The following is a 15,647-nucleotide window of genomic DNA, read 5'->3' on the forward strand; positions in this document are numbered from 1 at the left end:
GAGCGGCGAACGAAAACGGCCCCGGAAACCGGGGCCGTTGATCGAAATGCAATCGATGGTTGCTGTTAGATTTCGCGCGGTGTCGCGCAAAAAAGTTCTTATTGTAGAAGCATCAGAGGCCGAAAGGGGGGAGGTCGCCGTTGCGAACCGCAATGCGGCTGCTCGCGATCAGCAGACGGTCGATGGAAGCCATCAGGCGGCCGAACAGGGTGGCGGAGGGCAGGAGGCCGATGGATGCAGTCTTGGACATGGATGTCCCCTTTCTGAAATAGCGGAGAAGCTCCGCTTTCGTGATACGGGAAGACTTTATGTATACCAGATACCACCAACAATAACTTTGTTTGCATAGCAGCAATCAGACGTTTGCATTGCAGCAATGGGTCGAGATGCTGGCACTCCAGAATGAAAAAGGCCGCCGGAAACCGGCGGCCTTTGCATTCCAGAATCCCAGGCTGCTTATTCCGCCGCTTGCTTCCGCGGCGGATCGAGCGCGCCGGAATCGTGGATTTCGGCGACCTGGTGATCGCTGAAGCCGAGGACCTCGCTCTTTGCCTGCTGCGATGTCAGCTTTGTGGACCCAAAGCGGTCGAGCCGCCTAAGTCGATCCCCGTGGTGACCGATTTTTGAGATGAGATTTTAGAACGCCGGGCGCGATGATTAACAACAACACGACGCTGCTGATCATCCCGGCAATGCCAAGAAGGGTGGCAACGACTGTCCAACCTTGTTGAAGCAGTTTATCAACGAACATCATAGCGGCACTAACGACGAACAAAGCAGCAAGCCATCCAATCGCACGCATCGATACCTCGCTCCGGCCGCGTCATTGTTTCATGTCAGCTCTAGCATGCAATGTCGGCTCTTGGCCCAGAGCCGAGCTTGCTTCTGCTATCCCAACGTCCGCTTGCCTTCATAAAGCTGTCAGCCCTTCAAAGTGCCGCATCTTCGATGCGATCTCGTTGCGAGCGGGAGAGGTGTGGCAGGTGGCCGCCGCTTCTCGCCCTAACAAAAAGGCCGCCGAAACCGGCGGCCTTTCGTGCTGTTCGGATGGCGTCGTTACTCCGCCGCCTGCTTGCGCGGCGGCTCGAGCGCGCCGGAATCGTGGATTTCCGCCACCTGGTGATCGCTGAAGCCGAGCACCTGGCGCAGGATCTCGTCGGTGTGCTCGCCGAGCAGCGGCGAGCGCGTCACCTCGCTCGGTGAGTCCGACAGCTTGATCGGATTGCCGACCGAGATGTACTTGCCGCGGGTCGGGTGATCGACCTCGACCACGGTGCCGGTGGCGCGCAGCGACTGGTCTTCGGCGATCTCCTTCATCGACAGGATCGGGCCGCAGGGGATGTCGTCCTTGTTGAGGATTTCCATCGCCTCGAATTTTGTCTTCGTCATCGTCCACTGCTCGATGCGGGCGAAGATTTCGTTCAGCCGGGGCAGGCGGGCCGCAGGCTTGGCGTAATCCGGATGGGTCTTCCAGCCGGGCTCGCCGATGACGTCGCAGATCTTCTCCCAGACCGGCGCCTGGGTGATGAAGTAGATGTAGGCGTTGGGATCGGTCTCCCAGCCCTTGCACTTGAGGATGCGGCCCGGCTGACCGCCGCCGGAATCGTTGCCGGCGCGCGGCACGGCGTCGCCGAACGGAATGCCTTCGCCGTACTGGCTGTATTCCTTCAGCGGGCCATGGGCGAGGCGCTGCTGGTCGCGCAGCTTTACGCGCGCAAGGTTCAATACGCCGTCCTGCATCGCTGCAGTGACGCGCTGGCCTTTGCCCGAGTGGGTGCGCTGATAGAGCGCGGTGACGATGCCGAGCGCCAGATGCAAGCCGGTGCCGCTGTCGCCGATCTGCGCGCCGGTGACGAGCGGCAGACCGTCGCGGAAGCCGGTGGTCGAGGCGGCGCCGCCGGTGCACTGCGCGACGTTCTCGTACACCTTGCAGTCTTCGTAGGGGCCGGGGCCAAAGCCCTTGATCGAGGCCACGATCATCTTCGGGTTGATGCTGTGGATCTTCTCCCAGGGGAAGCCCATGCGGTCGAGCACGCCGGGGCCGAAGTTTTCCACCAGCACGTCGCAGTTCTTGATCAGCGCGGTGAGGACTTCCTTGCCCTTCGGGTTCTTGGTGTCGAGCGTGATCGAACGCTTGTTGTGGTTCAGCATGGTGAAATACAGGCTGTCCACGTTCGGGATGTCCTGCAACTGGCCGCGGGTGATATCGCCGACGCCGGGGCGCTCGACCTTGATCACGTCGGCGCCGAACCACGCCAGCAATTGCGTGCAGGTAGGGCCCGACTGGACGTGGGTGAAATCGAGAATACGAACGCCCGTGAGCGCCTTTGTCATCGTCATTGCTCCGTACTGTGTCTGTACTGCGTGATGCAGATTGAATGAATGGACGTTGGTTACTTCTTTTTCAGGACGCTCTGCGGGTTGAGGTTACCGATGCGGCCGCTCTCCGAGCCTGCCCGCCGGATCGATCACGGCGTTGATCAGCGTCGGCTTGCCGGAATCCATCGCCGCGTTGACGGCGCGCTTCAATTCGTCGGGCGAGGTGGCGTTGATGCCGACGCCGCCGAAGGCTTCCATCATCTTGTCGTAGCGCGAGCCCTTGACGAACACCGTCGTCGCCGGATCGGAACCGCCCGTATTGACGTCGGTGCCGCGGTAGATGCCGTCATTGTTGAAGATGACGATGCAGACCGGAAGCTGATAGCGGCAGATGGTCTCGATCTCCATGCCGGAGAAGCCGAACGCCGAGTCGCCTTCGACCGCGAGCACCGGCTTGCCGGTTTCGACCGCGGCCGCAATCGAATAGCCCATGCCGATGCCCATCACGCCCCAGGTGCCGACGTCGAGCCGCTTGCGCGGCTTGTACATGTCGATGACGCCGCGGGCGAGGTCGAGCGTGTTGGCGCCCTCGTTGACGAGGATGGCGTCCGGCCGTTCCTTGATGATGGTGCGCAGCGCGCCGAGCGCGCCGTGATAATCCATCGGGGAAGCGTTGCTCATCAGCTTCGGCGCCATCTTGGCGACGTTGTCGTCACGCTTCTTGTTGACGGTCGAGACCCAGTCGGCTGGCGCGGCCGGCCAGTTGCCACCCATGCCCTCGAGCAGAGCGGATACGCAGGAGCCGATATCGCCGACCACAGGGGCCGCGATCTCGACGTTGGAATCCATCTCCTTCGGCTCGATGTCGACCTGGATGAATTTCTTCGGCGCATCGCCCCAGGTCTTGCCCTTGCCGTGCGACAACAGCCAGTTGAGGCGGGCGCCGATCAGCATCACGACGTCGGCGTCCTTCAGCACGGTCGAGCGCGCCGCGCCGGCCGACTGCGCGTGCGTGTCGGGCAGCAGGCCCTTGGCCATGCTCATCTGCAGGAAAGGTGCGCCGGTCTTTTCGACGAAGGCGCGGATCTCGTTGTCGGCCTGCGCGTAAGCCGCTCCCTTGCCGAGAATGATGAGGGGGCGCTTGGCGCTCTTGAACACGTCGAGCGCGCGCTTGACGGCCGACGGGGCAGGGATCTGGGCGGGGGCTGCGTCGATCACCTTCACCAGCGACTTCGCGCCGGCGCCGGCGTCCATCACCTGGCCGAAAAGTTTGGCCGGCAGGTCGAGATAGACGCCGCCCGGGCGTCCCGACACCGCGGCGCGGATCGCGCGGGCAAGACCGATGCCGATGTCGGCGGCATGCAGCACGCGGAACGCTGCCTTGCAGAGCGGCTTGGCAATCGCAAGCTGGTCCATCTCTTCATAGTCGCCCTGCTGCAGGTCGACGATCTCGCGCTCGGAGGAACCCGAGATCAGGATCATCGGGAAGCAGTTGGTGGTGGCGTGGGCCAGCGCAGTGAGGCCGTTGAGAAAGCCGGGCGCCGACACCGTGAGGCAGACGCCCGGTTTTTTGGTGAGAAAGCCAGCGATCGAGGCCGCGTAGCCGGCGTTCTGCTCGTGGCGGAACGACAATACGCGCATGCCCGCGGCCTGCATCATGCGTCCGAGGTCGGTGATCGGGATGCCCGGCACACCATAGATGGTATTAATGCCGTTGAGCTTGAGCGCATCGATAACGAGATGAAAGCCATCCGTCAGCTCTTGCTCGGTGCCCGGTGCTTCGGACTTGGTCGCGGTATTCAGCATGGGCTTCATCTCCCTGATCGTTTTGGTTCGGACGATTTTTCGTCGTCTTCTGGTGCGAAGGTTCGTCTAGCTAAAAAGTTCCTGCCCGTGCGCTTCGACGTAGGCGGCAAGGCCCAGCGTGTGGTCGCGCGCGCGCTTCTCGGCGAGTTCGGTGTCGCGTGCTTCCAGCGCTTCGATGATGCCAAGATGCTCGGGCAGCGAGGTCGCGGTGCGATCCTTGCGTCCGATAGTCAGTTGCCGGTAGCCGCGCACATGCAGCAGCAGATCGTTGGTCAAATCGACCAGCACCGGCGATTCCGAAAGCGATATCAGCGCCTGATGGAACGCGATGTTGGCCTTGGAGTATTCCTCGACATGATCCTGCGGCAGCCGGTCCTTGCCAAAATCCTTGAAGAAATCACGCAGCGCGGTGATGTCCTTCTTGCGCGCGGTGGTCGTGATCAGGCGCGCCGCCATGCTTTCGAGAGCGGCCCAGGCGCGGATCATGTCGACGATCTCGGTCTTGGTGCGGCGGACCACGACGATGCCGCGACGCGGCACGGTTTTGACGAAGCCATCTTGTTCCAGCATCGCGATGGCTTCGCGAATAGGGGTGCGGCTGACGCCGAGGCGTTCGGACAGCGCGCGCTCGTCGAGCATCACTTGCTCGGGCGTCGCATAGATATCCATCTTGAGAATAGCTTCCTTCAAGGCCTCATAGGCCTTGTTCTTGAAACTCGTCTCAGGCGCAATCCGAACGATTGCGATATCTGCCTCAGCCATGACAGGCGGCGCCTTGGTTTGTTTACGTGCGGGCACGACTCGTCTCCTCCCTGTTTTGGAGACGTCTTCTTAGCAGAAGAAACACCCGAAGATTTTTGGCATACCAAATACCAGGATGTCAAGATGCCCGTGTTTTCGCTGTTTCTGCGCGATAGTTTGTCTTGACAACCTAGCCTCTGGCATACCAAATGCCATAAAACTAGCCCCAGGAGGAAGCCAATGTCAAATTCTGCAGATGCGGCCCGCAAGATCGCCGAGCCCAGCGCCCAAGAGGCTGTCCGCCGGGTGCTCGATACGGTGAAAGCCGAGAAGCGCACGAGCCTTACCGCGCCGGAAGGCAAGGTGGTGTGCGATGCCTATGGCATCCCGGTTCCTAAAGAGGGCGTGGCCAAATCTGCCGCTGATGCATCCAAGATCGCATCCAGCATGGGCTTCCCTGTGGTGATGAAAATCGTCTCGTCGGACATTCTCCACAAGACCGAAGCTGGCGGCGTCATGGTCGGGGTCAAGACCGCGGCCGATGCCGAGAAGGCCTATGACACCATTCTCGCCAATGCGAAGAAGTATAAGGCCGATGCCAGGATCGAGGGCATCCAGGTCCAGCAGATGCTGGCCGGTGGCACCGAGGTCATCGTCGGCTCCATTACCGATGGTTCGTTCGGCAAGCTTGTCGCCTTCGGCCTCGGCGGCGTGCTGGTCGAGGTGCTGAAGGACATCACCTTCCGCCTCGCGCCCGCGACCAAGGACGATGCGCTGTCGATGCTCGACGGCATCCAGGCCCATGACATGCTGAAGGGCGTGCGCGGTGGCGATCCGGTCAGCCGCGATGCGCTGGCTGACGTCATCGTCAAGGTCTCGCAGCTCGTCAGCGATTTCCCCGAAATCGTTGAACTCGATCTCAATCCGGTATTCGCCACCAAGAAGGACGCGATTGCCGCCGACGTGCGCATCGTCGTCGATTTCGACTACAAGCCGCGTCCGGCGCCGCGCCCGACCGAAGAAATCGTAGCGGCCATGAATCGCATCATGCAGCCGAAGGGCGTTGCCGTGATCGGCGCCTCCGCCGAGGACGGCAAGATCGGCAACTCCGTGATGAAGAACCTGATCAACGGCGGCTACAAGGGCGAGATCTATCCGATCCACCCGAAGGCGGCCGATATCCTTGGTTACAAGGCCTACAAGAGCGTCAAGGATGTTCCGGGCGTAATTGACACCGCAGTGTTCGCGATCCCCGCAAAATTCGTTGCCGGCGCGCTGGCCGAATGCGGCGAGAAGAAAATTCCAGGTGCCGTGCTGATTCCGTCGGGCTTTGCCGAAGCCGGCGCGCCGGAATTGCAGGCCGAGATCGTCGAGGTCGGCAAGAAGTACAACATCCGCCTGATGGGGCCGAACATCTATGGCTTCTATTATACGCCGGCCAATCTCTGCGCCACGTTCTGCACCGCCTACGACGTCAAGGGTTCGGCAGCGCTGTCGTCGCAGTCCGGTGGCATCGGCATGGCGATCATCGGTTTTTCGCGCTCGGCCAAGATGGGCGTCTCCGCGATCGTCGGTCTCGGTAACAAGTCCGATATCGACGAGGACGATCTGCTCGCCTTCTTCGAACAAGATCCGAACACCGCGATCATCGCGCAGCACTGCGAAGACCTGAAGGACGGCCGCGCCTTTGCGGAGGCTGCCAAGCGCGTCGCCAAGAAGAAGCCGGTGGTGGTGCTGAAGGCGGGCCGCACCTCGGCCGGTGCGAAGGCGGCATCCTCCCATACCGGCGCGCTTGCCGGCAACGACAAGATCTACGAGGACGTGTTCGCGCAGTCGGGCGTGATCCGCGCCCGCAGCTTGCGGCAATTGCTCGAATTCGCGCGCGGCGTGCCGGTGCTGCCGACGCCGAAGGGCGAGAACATTCTGATCATCACCGGTGCGGGCGGCTCGGGCGTCCTGCTGTCGGACTCGGTGGTCGATAACGGCCTGTCGCTGATGACGATGCCGCCGGACCTCGATGCCGCGTTCAGAAAGTTCATCCCGCCGTTCGGCGCGGCCGGAAATCCTGTGGATATCACCGGCGGCGAGCCGCCGATCACCTATGTCAACACGGTGAAGCTCGGCCTGTCGGATGAGCGCATCCACGCACTGATCCTCGGCTACTGGCACACCATCGTGACGCCGCCGATGGTGTTCGCCCGCAACATGGTCGAGGTGAAGAAGGAGATGGAGGCCAAGGGCTTTGTGAAGCCGATCGTCGCCTCGCTCGCCGGCGACGTCGAGGTCGAGGAAGCCGCCGAATACCTCTACCAGAACGGCATCCCCGCCTATGCCTATTCGACCGAACTGCCGGTCGAGGTGTTAGGGGCCAAGTACAAGTGGGCGCGCGGCGCGGGCTTGCTCTGAGCTTATCAACGATAAGTGCCGCTTCGGAAGCTCTCCAAAGCGGCATTTTTGTCCAACGAATAACAACAAGCGGACATTCGCCGTTCGACGCGCTGGCACTCTGACTGATTGGTGGATGCAGGTCGCGATGAGAAAAGACGTGGTCCGGCGCAAGCCGATCGAGCCGAAATCCGGTGCAGACCAGGACGAGAACGCCCGCGACGGCGGCGTGCAGTCCGTCGATCGTGCGCTCTCGATCATCGAGACGCTGGCTGAAGACGACGAAGGCTATCGCCTCAGCGATCTCGCCATCCGCACGGGACTTTCGACCTCGACCGTGCATCGCCTGCTCGGGACGCTGGAAAGCCGCCGCTTCGTGCAGTTCGACCGCACCGAATCGAAATGGCATGTCGGTGCGCGCGCCTTCACGGTGGGAGCAACCTTCGCCCGCCGCCGCAACTTCACGGCGCAGGCGGTGCCTTACCTGCGCAAGCTACGCGACCTGACTCGGGAGACGGCGAATCTCGCCGTAGTCGACGACGAATTCATCATCGTGCTGACGCGCATGGAAAGCCGCGAAATCATGCGTTCGCTGACCAAGGTCGGCGGCCGCGTCGCCATGGTCGCCTCCGGCGTCGGCAAGGCGGTGCTGGCGACCTATTCCAACGAGGACGTCAGCGCGATCATCCGCCATCACGGCATGCCGCGGCTGACCGAAAAATCGATCGTGCGCCCGGGCGATCTGTTCAAGGAACTCGAGAATATCCGCCGCCAAGGTTTTGCGATCGACGACGAGGAAGCCTGCATGGGCCTGCGCTGCATCGCCGCAGTGGTCTACAACGACTGCGCCGAGCCCTTGGCCGCGATTTCCGTCTCGGGCATGACCAGCCGCCTGACGGATGAGCGCCTGCCGATGTTGGGGCAGACGGTGAGGGAAGTCGCGGCGGAGCTGACGGTCGCTCTCGGCGGCGTGATGCCGGGGGCGAAGGCCGGCTGAGCCCTGGCTGCGAGTGGCGCAGCCACAAGCAATCCATGATTGCCGCATGGCACGGCGCCGCTTTTGATACAGAGCCGCCACTTGGCCGAAATATCCGATCCGCTAGACTGTCCTCCAACGGAAGCAAGATCAGGGGGAAGCATGGCGCGCAGGATCGCGATCGTCGGAGCAGGCGCCGTCGGCGCGTATGCCGGCGCCCACATGGTGCAGGCGGGCGAGGACGTCACTTTCATCGATCCCTGGCCTGAGCATGTCGAGCACATGCGCAAGCACGGGCTGCGCGTCACCCACGCGATGGATGTCGCGGAATTCTCGGTGCCCGTGCGCGCGCTCCACGTCACGGATGCGCAGCGGCTCGCCAGGGAGAAGCCGGTCGACATCGCCTTCGTCTGCATGAAATCCTACGACACCGCCTGGGCCACTATGTTGATCCAGCAATATCTGGCGGCGGACGGCTATGTCGTGTCGCTGCAGAACTGCATGAACGAGGAAACGATTGCCGGCATCGTCGGCTGGGGTAAGACGCTGGGCTGCATTGCCAGCAGCATCACGGTGAACCTGCCGGAGCCCGGTCACATCCACCGCGGCGCCGGCAAGGGCGGGGCGGCGCACACGGTGTTTCGCGCCGGCGAAGTGCACGGCCGGATCACGCCGCGGGCGCAGCGCCAAGGTGACGGAGAATCTCTGGGGCGAGCGCTGGTCGAAACTGGTCGCCAACGTCATGGGCAACGGGCTCTCGGCCTGCACCGGCCTGCCGGGCGCCGAAATCCTGCAAAGCGAGCCGCTCCGTCGGTTCTCCACCCGGCTTGGCAGCGAAGCGATCCGCGTCGGGCAGGCGCATGGCTGTCAACTGGAAGAGATATTGCATCTGACGCCCGAGATGATCGCGCGCGCCGGCGAGGGCGACGAGGAAGCCATGCGCGCCTGCGACGAGCAGCGCTTCAAGGACTCAAAGCGTACGTCTTCCCAGCAGCGCCCCTCGATGGGTCAGGACATGCAGAAGGGCCGCCGCACGGAGATCGAGTTCCTCAACGGTTTTGTCGTGCGAGAGGGCGAGAAGCTCGGCATCGCCTGCACCGCAAACGCCGCGCTGACGGATATTGTCAAGCGCGTGGAGCGCGGCGAACTGAGCCCCGATCCGCGGCACATCACGGAATTGCGGATGAACTGAGCGGCCAGCGTCGTCTAGTTGACGGGCCCGCCGCGACCTAAATGTTCCATATCTGGCTCTATTCTCGTTATCCCGCTCATCCGGTTGAGCATGATCGTGATGAGCCACAGAACGATGCCCACCCCGATCAGGACACCGGCGACCCGGTACTGAACGGGGTCACGGCCGGTCCAGGGACTGGCGAGGAAAGCGCAAAACACAGCGCCAAGGATCGGCAGAATGGTCGGCGTGCGAAAGTGCTGATGACTTACAGAGTCGCGCCGAAGCACCAGCACCGCAACATTAACCACCGTGAAAACGCATAACAAAAGCAGCGCGGTGGTGCCTCCGAGTGCCGGCACCTCACCGACGAACGTGATCAGAGCAAACGCCAGCAAGGTCGTGAAGCCGATGGCGACATAAGGCGTCCGCCGCGTCTGGTGTACTCTCCCGAGAGCTGGCGGAAGCACATGCTCGCGGCTCATGCCATACACAAGGCGACTGGCCATGAGCATATTGATGAGAGCGGTATTGGCCACGGCAAACATGGTGATGAATCCAAAGATCCAGATCGGAAAATTTGGCGCGCCCTGTTGGACGACCTTCAGAAGGGGTGTTTCGCCTTCGCCCAATTGCTCCGGCGCCACCAGGGTGATCGCCGAGACCGAGACAAGGACATAGATGAGACAGGTAATCACGAGGCCTGCAAGCAGCACCTTTGGAAAGTGACGGCTTGGATCCTTGCATTCCTCGGCCATGTTGACCGAATCCTCGAAGCCCACCATGGCAAAAAAAGCGAGCGTGGTCGCGGCAATCACCGGCCAGAACATGCCGCCGTCAGCGGTCGAACGAAACTGCATGACACGCGAGACATCGCCCTGGCCCAACCCGATCGCCCAAAGGCCGATCACAATGATGATCAGCAGTCCCGTCAGCTCCACGCAGGTGAGAACGACGTTAGCTTTCAGACTTTCGCCAACACCACGGAAATTGATCGCGGCAACGACAGCCATGAAAGCGAGACCGGTAATCGTGATGGCAAGGGTCGATAGGTTGAGGCCCATTGCGTTCGACATGTTCGCGGCGAAAGCCCGGGAAGCGGTCGATGCCGAGGTGATACCCGAGCACATCACCGCAAATGCAACGATGAACGTGACGAAATGGATACCAAAAGCCTTGTGAGTGTAGAGCGCCGCGCCCGCAGCTTTTGGATATTTCGTGACCAGTTCTAGATAGCTGAACGCGGTCACAAGGGCGACCACAAACGCAACCACAAAAGGCAGCCACACGACACCGCCGACTTGCTTCGCCACCTGGCCCGTGAGCGCATAGATTCCGGTGCCGAGAATATCGCCGACGATGAACAGCAAGAGCAGCCAGGGGCCCATCACCCTACGAAGGCTCGGTTCGGCTGCGATTGATTGAGTACCGGCGTTCATGGGGACATCGGTCATCGCACGTCCTTTTTATCGGTGGCGCCAGCGCAGTCTACTGGTAGTTGAAGGCCTTGTGCAATAATTCTGCCTGGGGTTTCGGCAGTGCGAATTGGCTGAAATCCGGAACCATTGCCAGCCGCAGGCATTCAACTGCTGGCTCGAAGCGGATCTCAGGAGGGCTTGATATGCGATTGATCACATCAACTGCGATACTGGTCCTGTCGGCGCTTCCTGCGCTCGCCGATCGCGCGGTCACTGAAGACGAGCGCGCAAAGCTTGTCGCTGCGGTTCAGGTCGAGGGATGTTCAGGCGGCAAGCTTGAGATGGATGAAGACGACCAGCAGTTTGAGGTCGATGACGCCGTCTGCGCGGACGGCAAGAAGTATGACCTCAAGTTCGATATGCAGATGAAGTTGAAGCGGAAGAATCTGGACTGAGTTCGGGCGCAAATCCTCCTCGCAACGGCGTCCTCACCGGCTTTCCACCACGTTCGTGAACCAAGCGCCTGATTTGTCGCGTATTTTCTACTCCCTTCCACTCCGCGGGAAATAAAATCGCCCGCGTTGAGATTGCGTCTCACGGCCACGAAGATCGCCGCCAGAGCCAACACTGGTGAGCGAGGCGCGACATGGCGAAGATGCGGGCGATCGATGCGGCTGTGCGGATCCTGGAGAAGGAAGGCGTGATCATCGCCTTCGGTGTTCCCGGTGCGGCGATCAACCCGCTTTACTCCGCGCTGAAGAAGCGCGGCTCGATCGGGCATATCCTGGCGCGCCATGTCGAGGGCGCTTCGCACATGGCCGAGGGCTATACCCGCGCCAAATCAGGCAATATTGGTGTCTGCATCGGTACCTCGGGTCCGGCCGGCACCGACATGATTACCGGGCTTTATTCGGCGATCGCGGATTCGATCCCGATCCTGTGCATCACCGGGCAGGCGCCGCGGGCGCGGCTCTACAAGGAAGACTTTCAGGCCATCGATATCGAATCCATTGCCAAGCCGGTGACGAAATGGGCGGTGACCGTGCGCGAGCCGGCGCTGGTGCCGCGGGTGTTCAGCCAAGCGTTTCACATCATGCGCTCCGGGCGTCCGGGGCCGGTGCTGATCGACCTGCCGCTCGACGTGCAGCTTGCGGAAATCGAATTCGACGACGAGACCTATGAGCCGCTGCCGGTCTACAAGCCCGCGGCGACCCGCAAGCAGATCGAGAAAGCGCTCGACATGCTCAATGCGGCGGAGCGGCCGCTGATCGTGGCGGGCGGCGGCGTCATCAATGCCGACGCGTCCGAACTGCTGGTGCAGTTCGCCGAGACGGTCAACGTTCCCGTGGTGCCGACCCTGATGGGGTGGGGCGCTATCCCCGACGATCACGTGCTGATGGCAGGCATGGTCGGCTTGCAGACCAGCCACCGCTACGGCAACGCGACCATGCTGCAATCCGACTTCGTGCTCGGCATCGGCAACCGCTGGGCCAACCGGCACACCGGCTCGATCGAGACCTACACCAAGGGCCGCAAATTTGTGCATGTCGATATCGAGCCGACGCAGATCGGACGCGTGTTCAATCCCGATTTCGGCATCGTCTCCGACGCCAAGGCGGCGCTGGAATTGTTCGTCACGGTCGCCAGGGAGTGGCGCAAGGCCGGCAAGTTGAGGGAGCGGCAGGCATGGCCGGCGGCGTGCCAGGACCGCAAGCGCACGATGCTGCGCAAGAGCCATTTCGACGACATGCCGATCAAGCCGCAGCGCGTCTATGAGGAGATGCGCAAGGCGTTCGGACGCGACACCTGCTACGTCAGCGTGATCGGATTGTCGCAGATCGCCGGCGCGCAATTCCTCGGCGTCTATGGTCCGCGCAACTGGATCAATGCGGGGCAGGCCGGCCCGCTCGGCTGGACATTGCCGGCGGCACTTGGCGTGCGCGCGGCCGATCCGTCGCGCCAGATCGTTGCGCTGTCAGGCGATTACGATTTCCAGTTCCTGATCGAGGAGCTCGCGGTCGGAGCGCAGTTCAAGCTGCCCTACATCCACGTCGTCGTGAACAACTCCTATCTCGGACTGATCCGCCAGGCGCAGCGCGGTTTTGACATGGACTACCACGTCCAGCTTTCCTTCGAGAACATCAACGCACCCGAGATCGGGGTCTATGGCGTGGACCATGTCGCGGTCGCGGAGGGGCTCGGCTGCAAGGCGATCCGCGTCACCGACCCGAACCACGCGCAGGCAGCGTTCGCGACCGCGCGCGAATGGATGGCGGAATTCCAGGTGCCTGTCGTGGTCGAATTCATTCTCGAGCGCGTCACCAACATCTCGATGGGCACCGAGATCGACAACATCATTGAGTTCGAGGAGGTGCTCGATCTGCCGCTGGACGACACCCCGGCCAAAGCGAGCGCGCCGCAATCCGGCAAGCTGCTGCCGGCATAAGGGGAGAATCTGATCGTGCCGAAATTTGCCGCCAATCTCACGATGCTGTTCGGCGAGCAGCCGTTCCTCGATCGCTTTGCGGCCGCCAAGGCGGCAGGATTTAACGGGGTCGAATATCTATTCCCGTATGATTTCGACAAGGCCGAGCTGCGCGAGCAATTGCACCAGCACGGCCTGACCCAGGTGCTGCACAATCTCCCCGCTGGCAACTGGGCGGCCGGCGAGCGCGGCATCGCCATCCTGCCCGATCGCGTCGACGAATTTCGTGACGGCGTTGGACGCGCCATCGATTACGCCAAGGCGCTCGATTGCCGCCAGCTCAATTGCCTCGTCGGCATCGCGCCTGACGGCGCTGATGCGGTCGATCTCAACGAGACATTGATCGGCAATCTGCGCTTTGCGGCAGACGCGCTTGCCAAGCAGCAGATCAAGCTCCTGATCGAGCCGATCAACACGATCGACATACCCGGCTTTTTCCTGAACAAGACCGCACAGGCGCTTCAGCTCATTGCCGATGTGCGTTCGAGCAATCTGTTCGTGCAGTACGACATCTACCACATGCAGGTGATGGAAGGCGACATCGCGCGAAGTTTGCAAAAGCATCTGCAGTGCATCGCCCATGTGCAGCTCGCCGACAATCCCGGCCGCAATGAACCGGGCACCGGCGAGATCAACTATCCCTTCCTGTTCCGCCATCTCGACGCTATTGGTTATCGCGGCTGGATCGGTTGCGAGTACAAGCCGAGGACGACGACGGTCGAGGGCCTTGGTTGGCACGCGGCGCTGACGGCCGATACCTGAACAAGAAACGAAATAAGGGGAGTTGAAATGATCGATATCGGCTTTATCGGCCTCGGCACCATGGGGCGCCCGATGGCGGGCCATCTGCAGGCCGCCGGCCATCACCTGTTCCTGCACGATGTCGGACCCATCGCACCAGAGCTGGTTGCGGCCGGCGGCGAGGTCTGCAAATCGGGCAAGGAAGTCGCCGAGAAGGCCGACGTCGTCATCATCATGGTGCCTGACACGCCGCATGTGGAGGCAGTCTTGTTCGGGCCCGGCGGCGTCGCCGAGGGCCTCTCCAAGGGGCAGATCGTTGTTGACATGAGTTCGATCTCGCCGCTCGCCACCAAGGAATTTGCCAAGAAGGTGGAGGCGCTCGGCGCCGATTATCTCGACGCACCGGTCTCCGGTGGCGAGGTCGGCGCCAAGGCGGCGAGCCTCACCATCATGGTCGGTGGACCGGAGCGAGCGTTCAACGCGATGAAGCTCGTGTTTGACAAGATGGGCAAGAACGTCACCCTGGTCGGCGCCAATGGCGACGGGCAGACCACCAAGGTCGCCAACCAGATCATCGTGGCGCTGACGATCGAGGCGGTCGGCGAGGCGCTGTTGTTTGCATCGAAGGCCGGCGCGGATCCGGCGCTGGTGCGCAAGGCGCTGATGGGCGGCTTCGCATCGTCGCGCATTCTCGAAGTGCACGGCGAGCGCATGGTGAAGCGCAATTTCGAGCCGGGCTTTCGGATCGAGCTGCACCAGAAGGATCTCAACCTGGCGCTGGAAGGCGCGCGTGCGCTCGGCCTTTCCTTGCCGAGCACGGCGCTGGCCCAGCAATTGTTCAGCTCCTGTACCGCTCAAGGCGGCAAGGCATGGGACCATTCGGGAATGGTGCGCGCGCTCGAAATGATGGCGAGCCACGAAATCGCTAAAGCCTGATCTCTTTTCTCCCTGTAACTGGAACCGCGCCGAAATTTCGGCGCGGCCCTTTTTGCTGCCGCATTGGAACCGGAACTTTCGTACGCCTCCCGTGGTTGAGACACATCATCAATTTACTGGAGCACGTGATGAATAATCGTTTGGCAGTTTCACTGATTGCTGCTTCGTTGCTGACCTCTGGCGCGGCATTCGCTCAATCGACAACCGCGCAAGGCGCCGCAGATGGCGCCGCCGCGGGCGCTGAAGTCGGTGGCCCGGTCGGCGCGATCGTCGGCGGCACCGTGGGTGCTGCGCTCGGCGCGGCCGTGGAAATTCCGAACGCCGTGATCAATTCGGTCCCGCGAGACCGCTCTGTCGTGGTTCGTGAGCATGTCGTAGTGGGCGAGCCATTGCCGCCGACCGTCCAACTGCGCACGGTGCCGCGATACACCGAATACCGCTATGCGGTGGTCAACGATCGTCGCGTGATCGTGGAGCCGCGCACGCGCAGGGTTGTGAGGATCCTCGACTAGAGCCTTTTCGGTTCTGATTGAATCAGAACCGGGCTCTAGATTTTTGTTTTAACGCGTTTTCTTGACGCGAACCGGTGTCCACTTCGCTGGGAAACGCTCTAACGAACGCAGCCCTTACTGAGCCATCCTCGCGGGCGATCGTCCCGCGAGGGTTTTT

13 protein-coding genes and 2 pseudogenes are annotated in these 15,647 nt (G+C 61.9%); 10 read left to right on the top strand and 5 right to left on the bottom strand.

Translation table 11 applies throughout. The annotated features are described in order from the left end of the window. Positions 1–112 precede the first annotated feature (112 nt). Positions 113–250 (bottom strand): hypothetical protein, encoded by a 138-nt coding sequence (locus V1290_RS31560; RefSeq protein ID WP_334367974.1) that lies wholly within the window; start codon positions 248–250, stop codon positions 113–115. 152 nt (positions 251–402) lie between these two features. Between V1290_RS31560 and V1290_RS31565 the strand changes: the two genes are divergently transcribed. Then, the gene (locus V1290_RS31565) at positions 403–627 is read left to right on the top strand and encodes a hypothetical protein (protein ID WP_334367975.1); all 225 of its coding nucleotides are present in this window, start codon (positions 403–405) and stop codon (positions 625–627) included. Between the two features lie 429 nt (positions 628–1,056). Here V1290_RS31565 and frc read toward each other — a convergent pair whose 3' ends face one another. The 3 genes and pseudogenes from frc to V1290_RS31580 all read right to left on the bottom strand — a co-directional run bounded on the left by frc (position 1,057) and on the right by V1290_RS31580 (position 4,887). Then, entirely contained in the window at positions 1,057–2,334 is a 1,278-nt protein-coding gene (gene frc, locus V1290_RS31570; protein ID WP_334367976.1) for a formyl-CoA transferase, read from the bottom strand. A 59-nt stretch (positions 2,335–2,393) separates the two neighbouring features. Continuing rightward, positions 2,394–4,125, bottom strand: a pseudogene (oxc, locus tag V1290_RS31575) (oxalyl-CoA decarboxylase). Between the two features lie 66 nt (positions 4,126–4,191). Then, positions 4,192–4,887, bottom strand: coding sequence for a GntR family transcriptional regulator (locus V1290_RS31580; protein WP_051379524.1), 696 nt, complete (start codon positions 4,885–4,887; stop codon positions 4,192–4,194). 219 nt (positions 4,888–5,106) lie between these two features. Here V1290_RS31580 and V1290_RS31585 point away from each other — a divergent pair, with 219 nt between their 5' ends. From V1290_RS31585 to V1290_RS31600, 4 genes and pseudogenes are all read left to right on the top strand, one after another. Continuing rightward, positions 5,107–7,272: an acetate--CoA ligase family protein gene (locus tag V1290_RS31585; protein ID WP_334367977.1), complete on the top strand. Its 2,166-nt coding sequence runs from the start codon at positions 5,107–5,109 to the stop codon at positions 7,270–7,272. Between the two features lie 127 nt (positions 7,273–7,399). Next, positions 7,400–8,248 (top strand): IclR family transcriptional regulator, encoded by an 849-nt coding sequence (locus V1290_RS31590; RefSeq protein WP_334367978.1) that lies wholly within the window; start codon positions 7,400–7,402, stop codon positions 8,246–8,248. Between the two features lie 201 nt (positions 8,249–8,449). After that, positions 8,450–8,776 (top strand): annotated as a pseudogene (locus tag V1290_RS36655) (ketopantoate reductase family protein); the annotation flags it as partial. Positions 8,777–8,918: 142 nt separating this feature from the next. Beyond that, positions 8,919–9,419: a ketopantoate reductase family protein gene (locus V1290_RS31600; protein ID WP_334367980.1), complete on the top strand. Its 501-nt coding sequence runs from the start codon at positions 8,919–8,921 to the stop codon at positions 9,417–9,419. A gap of 14 nt (positions 9,420–9,433) precedes the next feature. On the opposite strand, the gene V1290_RS31605 is transcribed toward V1290_RS31600, so the two are convergent. Continuing rightward, positions 9,434–10,852 carry an APC family permease gene (locus V1290_RS31605; RefSeq protein ID WP_334367981.1) on the bottom strand — a complete coding sequence of 473 codons (1,419 nt, stop codon included), beginning with the start codon at positions 10,850–10,852 and terminating at the stop codon, positions 9,434–9,436. 167 nt (positions 10,853–11,019) lie between these two features. Here V1290_RS31605 and V1290_RS31610 point away from each other — a divergent pair, with 167 nt between their 5' ends. The 5 genes from V1290_RS31610 (at position 11,020) to V1290_RS31630 (ending at position 15,490) form a co-directional block, all read left to right on the top strand. Continuing rightward, complete coding sequence (locus V1290_RS31610; RefSeq protein ID WP_334367982.1) at positions 11,020–11,271, top strand: PepSY domain-containing protein; 252 nt, start codon at positions 11,020–11,022, stop codon at positions 11,269–11,271. Between the two features lie 191 nt (positions 11,272–11,462). After that, the gene (gene gcl / locus V1290_RS31615) at positions 11,463–13,262 is read left to right on the top strand and encodes a glyoxylate carboligase (RefSeq protein ID WP_334367983.1); all 1,800 of its coding nucleotides are present in this window, start codon (positions 11,463–11,465) and stop codon (positions 13,260–13,262) included. A gap of 15 nt (positions 13,263–13,277) precedes the next feature. Then, positions 13,278–14,063 (top strand): hydroxypyruvate isomerase, encoded by a 786-nt coding sequence (gene hyi, locus V1290_RS31620; protein WP_334367984.1) that lies wholly within the window; start codon positions 13,278–13,280, stop codon positions 14,061–14,063. Positions 14,064–14,090: 27 nt separating this feature from the next. Next, positions 14,091–14,978: a 2-hydroxy-3-oxopropionate reductase gene (locus V1290_RS31625; protein ID WP_334367985.1), complete on the top strand. Its 888-nt coding sequence runs from the start codon at positions 14,091–14,093 to the stop codon at positions 14,976–14,978. 128 nt (positions 14,979–15,106) lie between these two features. Further along, positions 15,107–15,490 (top strand): DUF1236 domain-containing protein, encoded by a 384-nt coding sequence (locus V1290_RS31630; protein ID WP_334367986.1) that lies wholly within the window; start codon positions 15,107–15,109, stop codon positions 15,488–15,490. The last annotated feature ends 157 nt before the right edge of the window (positions 15,491–15,647 follow it).

The sequence above is a fragment of the Bradyrhizobium sp. AZCC 1578 genome (assembly GCF_036924675.1).
Taxonomy (GTDB): domain Bacteria; phylum Pseudomonadota; class Alphaproteobacteria; order Rhizobiales; family Xanthobacteraceae; genus Bradyrhizobium.